Source organism: Kitasatospora sp. NBC_00374 (assembly GCF_041434935.1).
In the GTDB taxonomy this organism is placed as follows: Bacteria; Actinomycetota; Actinomycetes; order Streptomycetales; family Streptomycetaceae; genus Kitasatospora.
Genome location: NZ_CP107964.1, coordinates 3,884,853 through 3,900,354 on the forward strand (window position 1 = coordinate 3,884,853; position 15,502 = coordinate 3,900,354).

The window sequence follows — 15,502 nt, forward strand, 5'->3', positions numbered from 1 at the left end:
GTCCGGACCCGTCTGCCGAGTCTTCCGGGGGAGATCACCGCCGTGCTGAGGAACCTGCCCTTCCTGCTCGCACTCGCCTTCTGGGTGTGGGCCTTCATCGACTGCCTGACCACACCGGAGGACGAGGTCCGCTACCTCCCGAAGGTCGTGTGGGTGATCATCGTGCTGCTCTTCCCGCTGGTCGGCTCGATCGCCTGGCTGGTGGTGGGCAAGGACCGCCGTTCGGCCCGCTCCCGCGCGGTGCCGTGGCCGTCCGGGCCGACCGCGGGCTACCCCGAGTACGAGCGGCCGGCCGGCCGGCAGCTCGCGCCGGACGACGACCCGGAGTTCCTGGCCTCGCTGAAGAAGGACAACCAGCGGCACGAGGACATGCTCAAGCAGTGGGAGGCCGACCTGCGCCGACGCGAGGAGGACCTGCGCGGCAAGGACGAACCCGACCAGGGTCCGAAGGCCTGAACCGGGTAATTTTGGCGCTTCCCTACGAGACATCCTCCGCTTGCCGTCCCGTCGGCGGGCGGTACCGTCACCCCGGCTCCCCCGTTCCCGGCCGGGGGCCGGGCGCTCGCCGGCCGGACCGGCTGGGCCGCTGACCAGCACATTCACCCTCCACGGCGCCCCTCGGGGGCGGGCCCGGGCGCCGGTGCGGGCCATCGGCCCGCAGCCGGGCCGCGGATCCCCGTTCTGTTCAGCCTGTACATCTAATGGCTCTCGACCTTGTACGGAATCGACGCCGAAACGCGACCGCTCCGCCTCGTACTGTCGTAAGTGAAGAAGTGTTCGCAGCAGCAGCCGCCCACAGCAGGTCCGGCTGTCGGACAGTTCCCGCGACTTGGAGTGGTTTCGAGATGACGGTTCTGCACGAGGCGCCGATCGGCGACGAGGTCCCCGGGATCCCGGCCGACGCGCGCGGGCGGGTGGCCGAGCTGCACGAGCTCCGGGAGCAGGTCCGCCGGGGCCCCAGCGAGAAGGCCACCGAGGCGCAGCACGCCAAGGGCAAGCTGACGGCGCGTGAGCGGATCGCTCTGCTGCTGGACGAGGGTTCGTTCCGCGAGGTGGAGCCGTTCCGTCGGCACCGGGCGCAGGGTTTCGGCCTGGAGGCGAAGAAGCCGCACACCGACGGGGTGATCGTCGGCTGGGGCACCGTCCACGGGCGGACGGTCTTCACCTACGCGCACGACTTCCGGATCTTCGGCGGCGCGCTGGGCGAGGCGCACGCGCAGAAGATCCACAAGATCATGGACATGGCCATCGCGGCGGGTGCGCCGCTGGTGTCGCTGAACGACGGTGCCGGCGCCCGCATCCAGGAGGGTGTCACCGCCCTGGCCGGGTACGGCGGCATCTTCCAGCGCAACACCCGGGCCTCCGGGGTGATCCCGCAGATCTCGGTGATGCTCGGCCCGTGCGCGGGTGGCGCGGCGTACTCGCCGGCGCTGACGGACTTCGTGTTCATGGTCCGTGAGACCTCGCAGATGTTCATCACCGGCCCGGACGTGGTGCAGGCGGTGACCGGCGAGAAGATCTCCCAGAACGGTCTGGGCGGCGCGGACGTGCACTCCACCGTCTCGGGTGTCTCGCACTTCGTCTACGACGACGAGCAGTCGTGCATCGAGGAGGTCCGCTTCCTGCTGTCGCTGCTGCCGCAGAACAACCGCGAGATGCCGCCGGCGCAGCCGAACGACGACCCGGTGGAGCGGCGCAACGACTCGCTGCTGGACCTGGTGCCGGCGGACGGGAACCGTCCGTACGACATGCGCAAGGTGATCGAGGAGATCGTCGACCACGGCGAGTACCTGGAGGTCCACGAGCGGTGGGCCACCAACGTGCTGTGCGCGCTGGCGCGGATCGACGGTCACGTGGTGGGCATCATCGCCAACCAGCCGCAGTCGCTGGCGGGTGTGCTGGACATCCACGCGAGTGAGAAGTCCGCGCGGTTCGTGCAGATGTGCGACGCGTTCAACATCCCGCTGATCACCATGCTGGACGTGCCCGGCTTCCTGCCGGGTGTCGACCAGGAGCACGACGGGATCATCCGGCACGGCGCGAAGCTGCTCTACGCGTACTGCAACGCCACCGTCCCGCGGATCCAGCTGATCCTGCGCAAGGCCTACGGCGGCGCGTACATCGTGATGGACTCGCGGTCGATCGGCGCGGACCTGTCGTTCGCCTGGCCGACCAACGAGATCGCCGTGATGGGCGCCGAGGGCGCGGCCAACGTCATCTTCCGCCGTGACATCAACGGCGCCGAGGACCCCGACGCGATGCGCGCCCAGAAGATCAAGGAGTACAAGAGCGAGCTGATGCACCCGTACTACGCGGCCGAACGCGGCCTCGTGGACGACGTCATCGACCCGGCCGAGACCCGCGCCGTGCTCGCCTCCTCGCTCGCCATGCTCCGCACCAAGCACGCCGACCTGCCCAGCCGCAAGCACGGCAACCCGCCGATGTGACGGATCGACCACCGTCACCGTCCGTCAGACTTCGAACCGGGGAAGAAACAGGACCATGAGCAACTCTGCCGAACCGCTTGTCCGCATCGTCCGCGGCTCACTGTCGGACGAGGAACTGGCCGCGCTGACCGCCGTGCTGATGGCGCGCGCGGCCGTCGCCCAGCAGTCGGCGGCCGCGCGCGCCGTCGAGCCGATCGCCAACTGGCAGCGCCTGGAGCGCCGCCCGGCGTACTACTCCCCCGTCAGCTGGCAGCAGGCGGCCTGACGGGCCACCGACGCAGGCACGGGCCGCTCAGGCCGCCGCGAGGGCGGTCGGGCGGCCTTCGTGCATCACGCTGAGGTTCTCCGCGAGCCGCTGCGGGTCCTGGGTCAGCCAGAGCCGGACGGCGGCGCCCAGCATCGCGCTCGGGGCTCCGCCCAGGCGCCAGGCCGGCGGCGGGGAACCCAGCGGGACGCCGGTCACCTGGGCGATCCGGGCCGCGGCCGGGACCAGCAGGTCGGCCAGCGCGGCCGGCAGCCAGACCGTCTGCGCGCACGGCGCGGGGGACGTCAGCGCGGCCAGCAGCCGGTGGGCGTCGACGGCGCAGTGCAGGGTCGGCAGGACGTCCAGCAGACCGTCCGCGACCACCTCGGACACGTCGCTGCGGTGCCCCTGCGCGAGTCTGCGCAGCAGAGCTCTCTCCCCGGCGGTGATCCGTACGGTCAGCATGACCTCGTCGCTCTCCATGGCGCGGCCCTCCTCGCGGCTGCTCGAACGATCCGGTGCTCGCCCCGCCTCGGTCTGCCACCCGGGGGCGGGCGGCAAACAGGGCGGCGGAGCACGTCCTGATAACGACTGAGGTGACGGTCCCTCAGAGCTGGTTCGCGGACGAGGTCCGCGGTGCCGTCGGCACGCCGAGCGGCTGTTCGGCCAGGCCCGCCACCGTCAGCGGGAGCCTCTCCAGCGGTACCGGCGGCGAGGCCGCGAAGCCCTCCCCCAGCGCTCCGGCGCCCCGGCCGTCCCGCACTGCGGGCAGGCCGCGGCCGGCGGCGGCTGCGGATCGGTCATGGCGGTCCCCCGGGTACTCGGTCAGACGCCGGCGTAGGAGTGCTTGCCGGTGACGAAGATGTTGACGCCGTAGTAGTTGAACAGCCAGCAGGCGAAGGCCAGCAGCGCCAGGTAGGCGGCCTTGCGGCCGCGCCAGCCGGCGGTCGCGCGGGCGTGCAGGTAGGCGGCGTAGGCGACCCAGGTGATGAAGGACCAGGTCTCCTTCGGGTCCCACTCCCAGTACTTGCCCCAGGCCGCCTCGGCCCAGATCGCGCCCGCGATGATGGTGAAGGTCCAGAGCGGGAAGACGATCGCGTTGATCCGGTAGGACAGCTTGTCCAGGGTGGCGGCGGCGGGCAGCCGCTGCCAGACCGAGGCCGGGATCCCCAGCGGGCCGCCGGGCAGGCCGGCCGCCGCGCGGCGCTCGTAGGCGTCCTTGCCCAGGTAGAGCAGGGTGGGCACGAAGGCCGCGTAGAAGGCGCCGCCGCACAGGATCGCGGTGGAGACGTGGATCGCGAGCCAGTACGAGTGCAGGGCCGGGACGAGCTGCTCGGAGTCGGTGTAGAGCACGGTGACCGCGACACCGAGGGTCAGCAGCCCGGCGACCATCACCGGCAGGCCGAGCCAGCGGACGTTCTTCCTCGCGCCCAGCAGGACGAGGTAGGCCGTCACCATCGCGAGCGCGAAGGCGCAGGAGAACTCGTACATGTTGCCCCACGGCCAGCGCATGACCGACAGCCCGCGGGTGAGCACCCCGCCCGCGTGCATCAGGGCGCCGAGGACGGTCAGTGAGACCGCGATCCGGCCGGCCAGGTCGCCCTTCTCGCTGCTGCCCGCCGCGCCGGGGCCGTCCGGTGCCTCGTCGTCGCCGCGCCCGCTGGTGACCACCGTCGCGCCGGCGTCGGCCAGCGCGGTGCGGGTGAGGGTGGCGGTGCCGCCGCTCGCGGTGGCGACCTTGACCGTCACCTTGCGGACGCCCTTGGCGCCCTCCTCGGCGGCCGCGACCGTCTCGGCGAGGCTGGACTGCTCGGCCGAGCGGACCGCGACCGCGCCCTTGCTGCCGAAGGTCCACTCGAAGATGTGGGCGAACATGGCCAGCATGTACACGGCCATGGCCGAGTAGATCAGCTTGTTGGAGAGGTCGGCCAGCTGGGGGTCGACCGAGGCGAGATGCACCGTCTACTCCTTGGAGTCCGGGTCGGCAGGGGCTGCGGGGGGTGCCGTGTCGTCGGCCGGGCCGCCCGGAGGGTGGTCCGACGGGCTGTCGTCGTCGTGATCGGTATCGGCGCCGTCGTCGAGCGCAGGGGCGCTGCCCTGGAGCTCGACGGCGAGCTCGGCCAGCTCCTCCGCCGTCCGGGCGGACTCGCTGCGGCCCAGGCCCGCCACCTCGACCAGGGTGCGGCCGTCCGGGCCGGCGGTGGCGCGGACCCAGATCCGGCGGCGCTGCACGAACAGCGAGCCGACCAGGCCGAGGATCGCGCAGACCGCGCCGGTCAGCGCGACCGCATTGCCGGGCCGGTGCGAGATGTTGAAGCTGGCCCACTGCTGGTAGCCCTCGAAGGTGACGCTGCCGTAGCCGTCCGGGAGCTCCCAGGCCTGTCCGGGCTTCAGCCGGGCACGGGCGACGTCGCCGTCCTGCTGCAGCTGGGTCATGTGCTTGGTGTCCAGCTGGTACACGTTCTGCGGCAGGCCCGAGTCCGTCCCCAGGTCGCCCTGGTAGGCGGTGAGCACCAGCATCGGGTCGGCGGCGTCCGGGAAGAGCGAGACCGGCCCGGTCTTCTCGAAGTTGTCCGGGGCGGTGGGCAGGAAGTAGCCGTTGAAGCCCAGCATGGTCTTGCCGCCGGACGGGCCGGTGCCGTAGTCGCTGACCTTGATCACACCGGTGGAGGTGTTGTTGGCGTCCTGCGGCAGGAACGGCGTCGGCCCGCGGTAGACGATCTCGTTCTTCGCGTTGCGGACCGTCACCACCGGCGCGTAGCCGTGACCGATCAGGAAGACCTTGCTGTCGCCGATCTCCAGCGGGTGGTTGACCTCGATGGTGCCGGTGGTCAGCCTGGTGCTGTCGGTGCCCTTCCAGTACCGGATGTGCGCGGTGAAGTCGCGCGCGCTGCCGACCTGGTCGCCGCTGGTCTGGTAGCGGGCGGTGAACCGGTCCAGCTTGAAGCCGAAGGCATCCAGGTCGTCCACGGTGTAGTAGTACGAGCCGGTGAAGTCGTCCAGCTGGGTGGTGGTGTTCGAGTAACCCTGGCCCTCGACCAGCAGCTTGCCGCCCTGGCCGCTGGCCAGGCTGGCCCAGGCGAAACCGGCCAGCAGCGCGAACAGCGAGAAGTGGAACAGCAGGTTGCCGACCTCGCGCAGGTAGCCCTTCTCGGAGGCGACCGCGCCGCCCGCGAGCTGGACCCGGAAGCGGCGCCGCTTCAGCAGCCGGTGCGCGGCGGCGTTGACCGCCTTGGCGTCGGCGTCGGTGTGCCAGGCCGCGTACACCGGCATCCGGGTCAGGTTGCGCGGCGCGGCCGGCGGCGCGGCACGCAGCACACCGACGAACTGCCAGGTGCGCGGCACGATGCAGCCGGCCAGCGAGACGAACAGCAGGATGTAGATCGAGGAGAACCAGACCGAGCTGTAGACGTCGAACAGCTGCAGCTTCTCGTACAGCGGGGCGACGCCCTGGTGCGCGGCCTTCCAGGTCTGCACCTTGAAGGCGTTCTGGCTGTTCTGCGGGATCAGCGAACCGGGGACGGCCGCCAGCGACAGCATGAACAGCAGGACCAGCGCGACCCGCATCGAGGTCAGCTGGCGCCACATCCAGCGCGCCCAGCCGACCACGCCGATGCCGGCCGGGCCGCCGTCCGGGGTGCCGGGGTCGCCGGGCTCGGCCGGGGCGCTGCTGAGGCGCTCGGCGTCCCGCTCGGCGGTCTCGTCGGCGGGCGTGGGGGGCCCGGTCCGGGTGTCGCTCACGGTCAGATTCCGATCGAGAAGTCGGCGGTCGCGTACTGGAGCTGGTTCACCAGGGTGTCCCAGACGCCGGTCACCAGCAGGACGCCGACCGCGACGAGCATGCCGCCGCCGATCCGGGTGACCAGCTGGTAGTGGTTCTTGACCCAGCCGAACGCCCCCAGCGTCCGGCGGAATGCCAGGGCGGCCAGGATGAACGGTACGCCCAGCCCGAGGCAGTAGACCGCCGTCAGGAAGGCTCCGCGCCCGGCGCTGGCCTCGTTGAAGGCCAGCCCCTGGATCGAGGAGAGGGTCGGGCCGAGGCACGGCGTCCAGCCCAGCCCGAAGACCACGCCCAGCAGCGGGGCGCCGGCCAGGCCGACGGCCGGGCGGCGGTGCAGCCGCAGCTCGCGCATGGCGAAGCCGGGCATCAGGCCCATGAAGGCCAGGCCCATCAGGATGGTCAGCGCGCCGAGCACCGTCCGGATCACCGTCTGGTGGTCCTTCATGGTCTGGCCGAAGTGGCCGAACAGCGCGCCCATCGAGATGAACACCGCGCTGAAGCCGAGCACGAACAGGCCGACCCCGAGCAGCATCCGGCCGCGCCGGCCGCCCCTCGCCGCGGACAGGTCCGCGGCGGAGAAGCCGGTGACGTAGCTCAGGTAGCCGGGCAGCAGCGGCAGCACGCACGGGGAGAAGAACGAGACCAGCCCGGCCGCCAGGGCGATCGGGGTGGCGAGCAGCAGGGCGCCGCTGGAGACCGTTTCGTTGGTGTAGGCGGCGGCGAGCAGCCCGGTGCTCACTGCTGCTCCGCGAGGACCGGCTTCAGCATCGCTTCGAGGTCCTCGGTGGAGAGCGGGTGCAGCGAGCGGGCGGCCAGCCGGCCCTGGCGGTCGATCACGATGGTGGTCGGGATCGCCGAGGGGTTGAGGGTGCCCTTGGGGAACTTGAGGATCTCGGTGCCGGCCGGGTCGAAGATGCTCGGGAAGGTGATGCCCTTCTCCTGCTCGAAGCGGACGGCGTTGGCCGGGTCGGTGTCCCGGGTGTTGATGCCCAGGAACTGCACGCCGTCGTCCTTGTGGGCCTGGGAGACCTCCTGGAGGTTCTTCGCCTCGGCCCGGCAGGGGCCGCACCAGGAGCCCCAGATGTTGAGCACCACGACCTTGCCGCGGTAGTCCGACAGCTTCACGTCGCCGCCGCTCAGGCTCGCCCCGGAGATCTCCGGGGCGGTGTTGCGCACGCTGATCTCGGCGGTGTCGATCCCGCCCTTGCCGGCGATGAATCCGGCCTGGGCCTCGCTGCCGCTCCCGGAGGAGCTGCAACCGGCCAGGGTGAGCAGGGCGGCCGCGCCGACAGTGGCGGCGAGGCGGAGGCGGCGGGGGTGCGTCCCAGACATGTGAAAAGTTTCGCATGGGACTTTGGGCAGGTTTCGGGGGGCCCGAGGTTACGTGTCGGACCCCCCTTGACCTGCGGTTCTTGTACTTATGATCCGCTTAATCCGGTCAAAGCGGCCGGGGTTTCGGCCGCCGGGTGTGAGCTACGCCCCGAAGCTCTTCCCGACCGGCTTGTCGCCGCCCTTGCCGATCAGGTGGGCCGGCAGCAGATCACGGGCCGGCTCGCGGTAGCCGATCGAGACGATCCGGTCGTCCTCGTAGGTGAAGCTGGTCAGCGAGGCCAGTGAGCACTGCCGGTTGCGCGGGTCGTGCCACAGCCGGCGGCGCTCCGCGAAGGAGCGGACGATCCAGATCGGCAGCTGGTGGCTGACGCAGACCGCCTCGTGCCCGCGCGCGGCGTCCCGGGCCTTGGCCAGGGCGCCCATCATCCGGACCACCTGCTCGATGTACGGCTCGCCCCAGGACGGCTTGAACGGGTTGGTCAGGTACCGCCAGTACGCCGGGTTGCGCAGCGAACCGTCGCCGACGCCGAAGGTCTTGCCCTGGAAGATGTTGTCCGCCTCGATCAGCCCGCCGTCGACGGCCACGTCCAGGCCGTGCAGCTTGGCGATCGGGGCGGCGGTCTCCTGGGCCCGCTCCAGCGGGGAGGCCACCACATGCGTGATGTCCCGGTCCGCCAGGTGCTCGGCGACCCGGTCGGCCATCTGCCGGCCCAGCTCGGACAGGTGGTAGCCCGGCAGGCGGCCGTACAGCACGCCCTCCGGGTTGTGCACCTCGCCGTGCCGCATCAGGTGGACGACGGTGGTCTCTTTGGCACTCACTGCTCTGGGTCTCCTCGGTACTGGCGACGGTGGGCGGTACCGCCGACGGCGGGCCGGCGACGGGCGGTCACGCGGGCTGGGCCTCGGCGGCGGCGCGGGCGGCGGCGGGCAGGGCGGCCGCGATCCGCTCGATCGCGCGGGCGTCGTGGGAGGCCGAGACGAACCACGACTCGAAGGCCGACGGCGGCAGGTAGACGCCCCGGCTCAGCATCGCGTGGAAGAAGCCGTTGAAGCGGTAGGCCTGCTGGCGCTTCGCCTCGTCGTAGTTGGTGACCTGCTCGTCGGTGAAGAACACCGAGAACATGTTCCCGGCCGTCTGCAGCCGGTGGGTGACGCCCTCCTTGGTGAGCGCGTCGGACACCAGGCCGGAGATCTCGGCGGAGACCCGGTCCACGGTGGCGTACACCTCGTCGGTGCAGCCCCGCAGCTGGGCCAGGCCGGCGGCGGTGGCGACCGGGTTACCGGAGAGGGTGCCCGCCTGGTAGACCGGCCCGGCCGGGGCCAGGTACGCCATCACGTCGGCGCGGCCGCCGAAGGCCGCGGCCGGGAAGCCGCCGCCCATCACCTTGCCGAAGGTGATCAGGTCCGGCGCCCAGCCCTCGCGGGCGGCCTCCAGGCCGTACCAGCCGGCCCTGGAGACGCGGAAGCCGGTCATCACCTCGTCCGACACGAACAGCGCGCCGTTGCTCCGGCAGAGCTCGGCCAGGCCCCGGTTGAAGCCGGGCAGCGGCGGGACGACGCCCATGTTCCCGGGCGAGGCCTCGGTGATCACGCAGGCGATCTCGCCGGGGTGCGCGGCGAACGCCTGGCGGACGGCCTCCAGGTCGTTGTACGGCAGCACGATCGTGTCGCCCGCCTGGGCGCCGGTGACGCCGGGCGTGTCGGGCAGGCCGAATGTCGCCACACCGGAACCGGCGGCGGCGAGCAGCGCGTCCACATGACCGTGGTAGCAGCCGGCGAACTTCACGATCTTGGCGCGGCCGGTGAATCCCCGGGCGAGCCGGATCGCCGACATGGTCGCCTCGGTGCCGCTCGACACCAGCCGGACCTGCTCGACCGGGGCGACCCGGGCGACGATCTCCTCCGCCAGCTCCACCTCGCCCTCGCCGGGCGTGCCGAACGAGGTGCCGCGGCCGACCGCCCGCTGGACGGCCTCCACGACGGCCGGGTGCGCGTGCCCGAGGATCATCGGTCCCCAGGAACACACCAGGTCGACGTAGTCGCGGCCGTCCGCGTCGGTCAGGTACGGCCCGCTGCCGGACACCATGAAGCGCGGGGTGCCGCCGACCGCCTTGAAGGCGCGCACCGGCGAGTTCACGCCGCCCGGCGTGACCACGGTGGCCCGCTCGAACAGCGACTGGGACCGGGGTGCTTCGTACGGGTAGCTCTTCAGTTCGTTCATCGGCTCGCTCATCGACTGCGTCCTCGGGTCGGGTTACCCGGACATGCTCTCAAATCGTGTCCTTCACCTCTGCATGTCGGAGCCGATCATCTGGAACGATGATCCGTGTGCTGTTGCCGTTCGGCGGGGCCGACCAGAGGTACGGTTATCCGTACTACCGGCTATCGCTGCCGGACCGACCGGGGCCATCGGGGTCTTCGACGGGGCTTCCCCGCGAACGGACCCGGTGACCGAACCGGCTGACCTGGCGGTCAGACTGTGTACGGCAGCGCGAGACGGGTAAGTGGCACGTTCGGAGGGACACCGAGCGTGTGGGGGTCTGTCGAGTCCGGCGAATTCCGGTGAGGATGGTCCGAGTGTCCGAGGCGCAGGACGGCTCCGACGAGGCCGTGGGTGGTTCCCGCAGGTCCGCTCGGGCCGCAGGCGGGGGTTCGGGAGCCGGCAGGGGAAGGCGGGGTGAGGGCAGGGTGGGGGTCACCTACAAGTACTTCGGGGCGCCCGACCGGGCCACCGCCGCCAGAGTTCCCACCGCCCTCGGACCGGGCGGCCTGGGGCTGGACGCGGGCGAGCTCGGCTCGCTCGGACGGCTCGGCGACCTGATGGAGACCAGCGGCTCGCCCAACGGCCACCTGTCCACCAAGATCAAACCGGAGACCATGAGCGCCATGGTCCTCACCGGCATCCAGGGCGTCCCGCTGCACCAGGTCCCGCCGCTGGAGCTGGTCGTCCTGCACCCCGACTACGCCGTCGTCCAGCTCCCGCAGACCGTCGTCGAGCCGCTCCGCAAGGCCGACGAGATGGAGCTCGGCGCCGCCGCGTTCATCTGGTCCACCGTGCCGGACCGCCGTGGGCCCCGGGACGCCTTCGTGATCTACCAGATGCTGCACGAGTGGCAGGACTTCGCCAACCGGCTGCACGAGGCGGGGCACCAGCTGTACTGCCTGGTCTGGCCCTGACCTGCGGATCCGCCGGGGCCCGAGGGGTGGGCGGACGTCTGTTCGGCCATCGGTGACGCGTGCGTCCGGAAATCCCCGGCAGGAGGGGAATGTGACCGAGCGTCACACGCCGGAGCTCCCGGTGTGGCACAGTGTGCGTACTACGTCACGTAGTCCAACCGCACATATGTGACCCCGGCGGTGCGCCAACACCCCGGGGCCCGGCAACAGGAAAACGACTCCCGATGCATGTACATCGTAGCGCCCCGGTGCGCTCGTTCACGGTGCTGCCGAACGGCCCGCTGCAGGATCGCCGGCTGACCTACACCGCCCGTGGCCTGCTGGTCGACCTCCTCTCGCGCCCCGACGGCTGGCGCGAGGACGGACGGGCGATGGCGGACAGCAGCCCGCAGGGGCGCGGCGCCGTCCGCAGGGCACTGAAGGAGCTGGCCGAGGCCGGCTACTACCGGGTCGTCAAAGTCCGGCGGGCGGACGGCACGATCCGCAGCGAGGCCCATGTCTTCGACACCCCGCAGCGACCGGAGCCTCCGGGTGTTCCCCACCCGGTCGCCGGTGAACCAGTGGCCGGACGCCCTGACGCTCCTCCGGTAAAGAACCCGGACAAAGAACCCACCCTCCCCGTCCCGTCGTTCGGCGACAGGCCGGACGGGCGGGAGACGGGCCCCGGCCACGATGTGCCGGCGGTACCGGACGAGAGGCTGAGCGTGGCCGCGCGGACCCTGCTCAGGGTGATCGGACCCGAGCCGCGCCTGAGACTGGGACAGGCCGAGTTGGCGGAGCTGGCACCGCTGGCTGCCCAGTGGCTGGAACACGGCAGCACGCACGGCGATTTGGCCCACGCCCTGCTGTCCGGCCTGCCCAGGGCGGTGTACTCCCCGCTGGCGGTGCTCCGCTACCGCCTGGAGCGCAAGATGCCGCCGGCCCGCGCCCCCGAGCCACCGGCGGCCAGGTACACCGAGTGCCCCACTTGCCGCGACCTCGTACCCCGGCAGGGCGGCTGCCGCGCCTGCGCCGGTCTGGGCGCCCGGACGGTCGCGGTCGGCGGCGGCGCCGAGGCGACTCCGGGCGGCGCCGCGCGGGCCCGCGCCGCACTGCGGGCCGCCCGGGCGGCGTTACCGCTCGGTGGCGGGTACGCCGGGCCGGCCGCCGCGGTCTGCGGCGCCTGACCGCGGCGCGCGCCGATGCCCGCCCCGGCCTCGGGAGGCTCGGGGCGGGCGGACCGTCAGGTCAGTGGCTGTTCTTGCCGAGGCAGAGGATGAAGCTGTCCGAGGAGGACTCCTCGCTGTACGCGGCCTCGAAGCCCTCGACGGCCTCGCACTCCTTGTCGTCCTTGCCCTGGACGACCTTGAGGACCTTGAAGTCGGCGTTGGCGGCGCCGCAGTCGACGATGCTCACGTTCGGCTTGGTGTCGCTGCCCGCGTTGTGGACGCAGTTGCCGACCTCGGCGATCGACGGGTCGTCCTTCACCGCGAAGCCGATGGCCACCACGGCCGCGACCAGGACGACGACGGCACCGAGCAGCCCCAGCAGGATCTTGCCCGCGCGGCGCTTCTTCGGCGGCTCGGCGACGGCCGCCGGGTCCTGCGGGTATGCGGCCTGGTCCTGCGCCTCGGGGGTAGGCGGAGTGGTCACGGTGGTTCCTCGTTCATCGGCTGGGAAGTGTCGGCCGACAGTAGAGGGCAGCCGGTCCCGGGCTGAAGAGACGACTACTGATAGTTACCGAGTCGTGTCCGGAGATCGGCCGAGAACAGGGCAAAACCCCTGCTCATCGACCATCTCCCAGGGCGGTCGCGACTGCGGCCCGGCCTCGCGGCCGTCACGCACCGGGGTCACGTCCTTCGGGACCGCCTCAGCGGTTCCGGCCGAGGCAGAGCACGAACATGCTGCTGCTGCGCTCCTCCGAGTAGGAGGCCTCCACCCCGTCGACGGTGTCGCACTGCGACTCGTCGGCGGTGCGGACCACCTTGAGCACCTTGAACTCCGCGTTGGCCGCGCCGCAGTCCACGACGCTCACGTCGGGCTTGGCGTCGGTCCCCGCGTTGTGGACGCAGCTGCCGACCTCGGCGGTCGTCGGCGCGTCCCGCATGACGTACCCGGCGACGAACAGCGCCGCCACGATGGCCGCCACGAGGACGAGCGCCGTCAGGGCGGCCCGCAGGCGGCTCCTCCTCGGCGGCTCGGTGGAGGCGGGCGGGAACGCCTGCTGGGGAGTGACGTTCTCGTCCTCGGCGGCCTGCGAGTCCGGCGAGGTCGATGGGGTCTGCGGGGTCTGCGGGGTCGACGGGGTTGTCAACGGAGGTCCTCGGGATCGGTCCGGGCACGGCGGCCCGGGTACGGCGGTCGGAGCGCAAGGTCTTGAGCGCAAGGGTCGGAGCGTCGGCCGACCGTACGGGATCGAGTGGCCCGGTCTGAAGATCCGACCGCCGATAGTTGCCCAGTCGTGTCCGGGAACCGTCCGAAACCCGGGCGGACCGGCTGACCCCGGCTCAGCTCCGCCCGTGCGGCGGGCCGGTCCACCCGGCCGGTGACGGTACGACAGAATCGGCGCTCAGGACGGATCCGAAAGAGGCATCGATGGGGATCTTTTCGTCGCGCAATCGGTCGAACGACCGGTCAAGCGCTCAGCCAGGCGGTCAGGGGCCGCGCCCGGCACCACCGCCGGAGCTGGCGGCCCGGGCGGCGGCCCACCCTGGCGGCTGGATGTACGAGATCGCCGCCGAGTACGTGGACGACCCGGACGGCTACGTGCCGCCTGAGGCCGTCCGCCGGGGCTGGCGGGTGGGCCAGGACGGCACGCTGACCGGCGAGTTCACCGACAACCCGGGTTTCGGACCGCCCCAGGACGACTTCGCGAGACTGACCTCGCCCGACCACTGGCTCGACTGGCTGGGCAAGGACCCGGCCGGGGCCGTGCGCGGGTCGATCGCCGGAATCCTCGGCGACCAAACCCCCGGGGCGGTGGTCGAGTGGCTCAAGGTCACGGAGGATCCGCGTTTCCTCACCGGCGGCCGCCCCGACCCGGCGGACGCGCAGCGCGTCACGGTGACCCGGGCCGGGGCCGCGGTGCCGTTCGCGCTGTCCGTGACCGCGCCCGGGCACCGGCGGGAGGTGTTGTGGGGGGTGTTCACCTGGGCTGCGGCCGGGCTGGACCAGCCGCAGCGGCACGACCGGGTCTGGTTCGACCTGGGGGCCGACGCCGACTGGGCGGAGGAGCAGCTGCGGTCGCGCATCTACGAGGTCGGGGAGGGCTGAGCACCCCGCACCGACCGCGAGGGACGGCCCGGTCAGCGCCTGCCGCCGGCGTCGTCCGACGGTTCGGTGACCCAGCCCGCCGCCAGGGCGAGGCCGGACGGGCGGTGGACCGCGAGGAAGGCGAAGGGCCGGTCGAGGAGCACCTCGGCCACCGTGATCCGCCCGCCCGGCGGGCGCTGTCCGACGCTCCTGCGGGACATCGTCATGGCGGTGACGGCGGCCGCCTCGAAGCCGAGCCGGCCGAAGGTGGCGGTGGCGCTCTGCCCGGCCTGGGAGACGAACAGCGGCTCGGCCGGAGCAATCCCCGGGAATCCCCCCGGGCCGGAGGCCGTGGCGAGGCCGAACAGGCCCGCTCTGGCGAGCAGGTCGTGCTCGGCGTCGACCGTGAAGGGGACCGTGGTGAGCGCGAGCCGGTTCCCCGGCCGGGCGCTCTCCTCCTCCCGGACCGTCAGAGCGGGCCACCGGCCGCCGTCCGGCCGGGTGGCGGCACGGGCGGGGCTGCGCGGGGTGCGGCCGTCCAGCAGGTCCAGTCCGGCGGCGAGCACGGCGGCGAGCGGCGCGTCCGCGGTACCGGTCAGCAGGTGGACGTCGATGTCACCGGTGCCGGGCAGGCGTACCTCGGTGACCGGTCCGGCCGCGGTGTCCGCCACCGCGAGCCGGTCGTACAGCGCCGGACTGTCGACGTGCAGGGCGGCGAGCTCGCGGCCGCCCCACGGGCCCGCGGCCGGCCGGATCCGGGTGGGGCCGAAGGGGTGCAGCCACTCGGTGCGTACGATCAGCGCGCTCGCCAGGACCAGCCGGAGGGTGGGGTCCGGCTGCACCGGCATGGTCCTGATCAGCCCGCCGGTACGGTGGTCCGCCCAGGCGTTCAGACGGGCCCGGTCCACGGCGGGGTCGCCGGTGAGCCGGGCATGGGCGCCGGGTCCCAGTTCGGCCAGCCAGCCCTCGTCCAGGTGCAGGTCCTTGCGGGTCCAGAGCCCGATCGCCGCGCTCGCGCCGGGCAGGCCGCGGACGGTGTCGAGGAGGGCGCGGGCCCGTTCGGCGGCTCCCTCGGCGGGCAGGCCGAGCGCCTCGGCCAGCTCCGCGCGGACCGGCCGGTCCGCGCCCGCCGCGAGGAAGGCCAGCAGGGGCCAGACGCCGACCGCGGTGAGGACGGTCGACGTCCGTCCGTCGAGCTCCCCGGCCCAGCGCGCGGTGAGCGAGTTGACTGCCCGTGTGGTGGTCTCCGCCGTGTCCAATGCCCGCCCCCAGGTCGCTACCGGTCGATAC

At 72.2% G+C, this 15,502-nt stretch carries 17 protein-coding genes; 6 read left to right on the forward strand and 11 right to left on the reverse strand.

Annotated elements, in window-relative coordinates:
- The first annotated feature begins 42 nt into the window (after positions 1–42).
- The 3 genes from OG871_RS17350 to OG871_RS17360 all read left to right on the forward strand — a co-directional run bounded on the left by OG871_RS17350 (position 43) and on the right by OG871_RS17360 (position 2,712).
- The gene (locus tag OG871_RS17350; protein WP_371497706.1) at positions 43–456 is read left to right on the forward strand and encodes a PLD nuclease N-terminal domain-containing protein; all 414 of its coding nucleotides are present in this window, start codon (positions 43–45) and stop codon (positions 454–456) included.
- A 389-nt stretch (positions 457–845) separates the two neighbouring features.
- Complete coding sequence (locus OG871_RS17355) at positions 846–2,447, forward strand: acyl-CoA carboxylase subunit beta (RefSeq protein ID WP_371497707.1); 1,602 nt, start codon at positions 846–848, stop codon at positions 2,445–2,447.
- Between the two features lie 55 nt (positions 2,448–2,502).
- Complete coding sequence (locus OG871_RS17360; protein WP_371497708.1) at positions 2,503–2,712, forward strand: acyl-CoA carboxylase subunit epsilon; 210 nt, start codon at positions 2,503–2,505, stop codon at positions 2,710–2,712.
- 27 nt (positions 2,713–2,739) lie between these two features.
- On the opposite strand, the gene OG871_RS17365 is transcribed toward OG871_RS17360, so the two are convergent.
- From OG871_RS17365 to hemL, 8 genes are all read right to left on the reverse strand, one after another.
- Entirely contained in the window at positions 2,740–3,174 is a 435-nt protein-coding gene (locus tag OG871_RS17365; RefSeq protein WP_371497709.1) for a hypothetical protein, read from the reverse strand.
- 124 nt (positions 3,175–3,298) lie between these two features.
- On the reverse strand, positions 3,299–3,454 hold the full coding sequence (locus tag OG871_RS17370) for a hypothetical protein (RefSeq protein ID WP_371497710.1): 156 nt from the start codon (positions 3,452–3,454) through the stop codon (positions 3,299–3,301).
- Between the two features lie 62 nt (positions 3,455–3,516).
- Complete coding sequence (gene ccsB / locus OG871_RS17375) at positions 3,517–4,587, reverse strand: c-type cytochrome biogenesis protein CcsB (protein ID WP_371503339.1); 1,071 nt, start codon at positions 4,585–4,587, stop codon at positions 3,517–3,519.
- Positions 4,588–4,653: 66 nt separating this feature from the next.
- Positions 4,654–6,432 carry a cytochrome c biogenesis protein ResB gene (locus OG871_RS17380; RefSeq protein ID WP_371497711.1) on the reverse strand — a complete coding sequence of 593 codons (1,779 nt, stop codon included), beginning with the start codon at positions 6,430–6,432 and terminating at the stop codon, positions 4,654–4,656.
- Between the two features lie 2 nt (positions 6,433–6,434).
- Positions 6,435–7,211, reverse strand: a complete 777-nt coding sequence (locus tag OG871_RS17385) for a cytochrome c biogenesis CcdA family protein (RefSeq protein ID WP_371497713.1) — start codon at positions 7,209–7,211, stop codon at positions 6,435–6,437.
- Positions 7,208–7,804, reverse strand: coding sequence for a TlpA family protein disulfide reductase (locus OG871_RS17390; protein WP_371497714.1), 597 nt, complete (start codon positions 7,802–7,804; stop codon positions 7,208–7,210). Before OG871_RS17390 ends, OG871_RS17385 begins: the two co-directional genes overlap by 4 nt.
- A 141-nt stretch (positions 7,805–7,945) precedes the next feature.
- The gene (locus tag OG871_RS17395) at positions 7,946–8,590 is read right to left on the reverse strand and encodes a histidine phosphatase family protein (protein ID WP_371503340.1); all 645 of its coding nucleotides are present in this window, start codon (positions 8,588–8,590) and stop codon (positions 7,946–7,948) included.
- A 100-nt stretch (positions 8,591–8,690) separates the two neighbouring features.
- Complete coding sequence (gene hemL, locus OG871_RS17400) at positions 8,691–10,037, reverse strand: glutamate-1-semialdehyde 2,1-aminomutase (RefSeq protein WP_371497715.1); 1,347 nt, start codon at positions 10,035–10,037, stop codon at positions 8,691–8,693.
- 335 nt (positions 10,038–10,372) lie between these two features.
- Here hemL and OG871_RS17405 point away from each other — a divergent pair, with 335 nt between their 5' ends.
- The gene (locus tag OG871_RS17405) at positions 10,373–10,981 is read left to right on the forward strand and encodes a hypothetical protein (protein WP_371497716.1); all 609 of its coding nucleotides are present in this window, start codon (positions 10,373–10,375) and stop codon (positions 10,979–10,981) included.
- A 224-nt stretch (positions 10,982–11,205) separates the two neighbouring features.
- The gene (locus OG871_RS17410; RefSeq protein WP_371497718.1) at positions 11,206–12,147 is read left to right on the forward strand and encodes a hypothetical protein; all 942 of its coding nucleotides are present in this window, start codon (positions 11,206–11,208) and stop codon (positions 12,145–12,147) included.
- Positions 12,148–12,208: 61 nt separating this feature from the next.
- Here OG871_RS17410 and OG871_RS17415 read toward each other — a convergent pair whose 3' ends face one another.
- Both OG871_RS17415 and OG871_RS17420 read right to left on the reverse strand, forming a co-directional pair.
- Positions 12,209–12,613 (reverse strand): hypothetical protein, encoded by a 405-nt coding sequence (locus tag OG871_RS17415; RefSeq protein ID WP_371497720.1) that lies wholly within the window; start codon positions 12,611–12,613, stop codon positions 12,209–12,211.
- A 217-nt stretch (positions 12,614–12,830) separates the two neighbouring features.
- A complete protein-coding gene (locus OG871_RS17420) occupies positions 12,831–13,274 on the reverse strand; it encodes a hypothetical protein (RefSeq protein WP_371497721.1) in 444 nt (147 codons plus the stop codon).
- A 407-nt stretch (positions 13,275–13,681) separates the two neighbouring features.
- Between OG871_RS17420 and OG871_RS17425 the strand changes: the two genes are divergently transcribed.
- Positions 13,682–14,233: a hypothetical protein gene (locus OG871_RS17425; RefSeq protein WP_371497723.1), complete on the forward strand. Its 552-nt coding sequence runs from the start codon at positions 13,682–13,684 to the stop codon at positions 14,231–14,233.
- A gap of 32 nt (positions 14,234–14,265) precedes the next feature.
- Here OG871_RS17425 and OG871_RS17430 read toward each other — a convergent pair whose 3' ends face one another.
- A complete protein-coding gene (locus OG871_RS17430; protein ID WP_371497724.1) occupies positions 14,266–15,471 on the reverse strand; it encodes a serpin family protein in 1,206 nt (401 codons plus the stop codon).
- Positions 15,472–15,502: the final 31 nt, after the last annotated feature.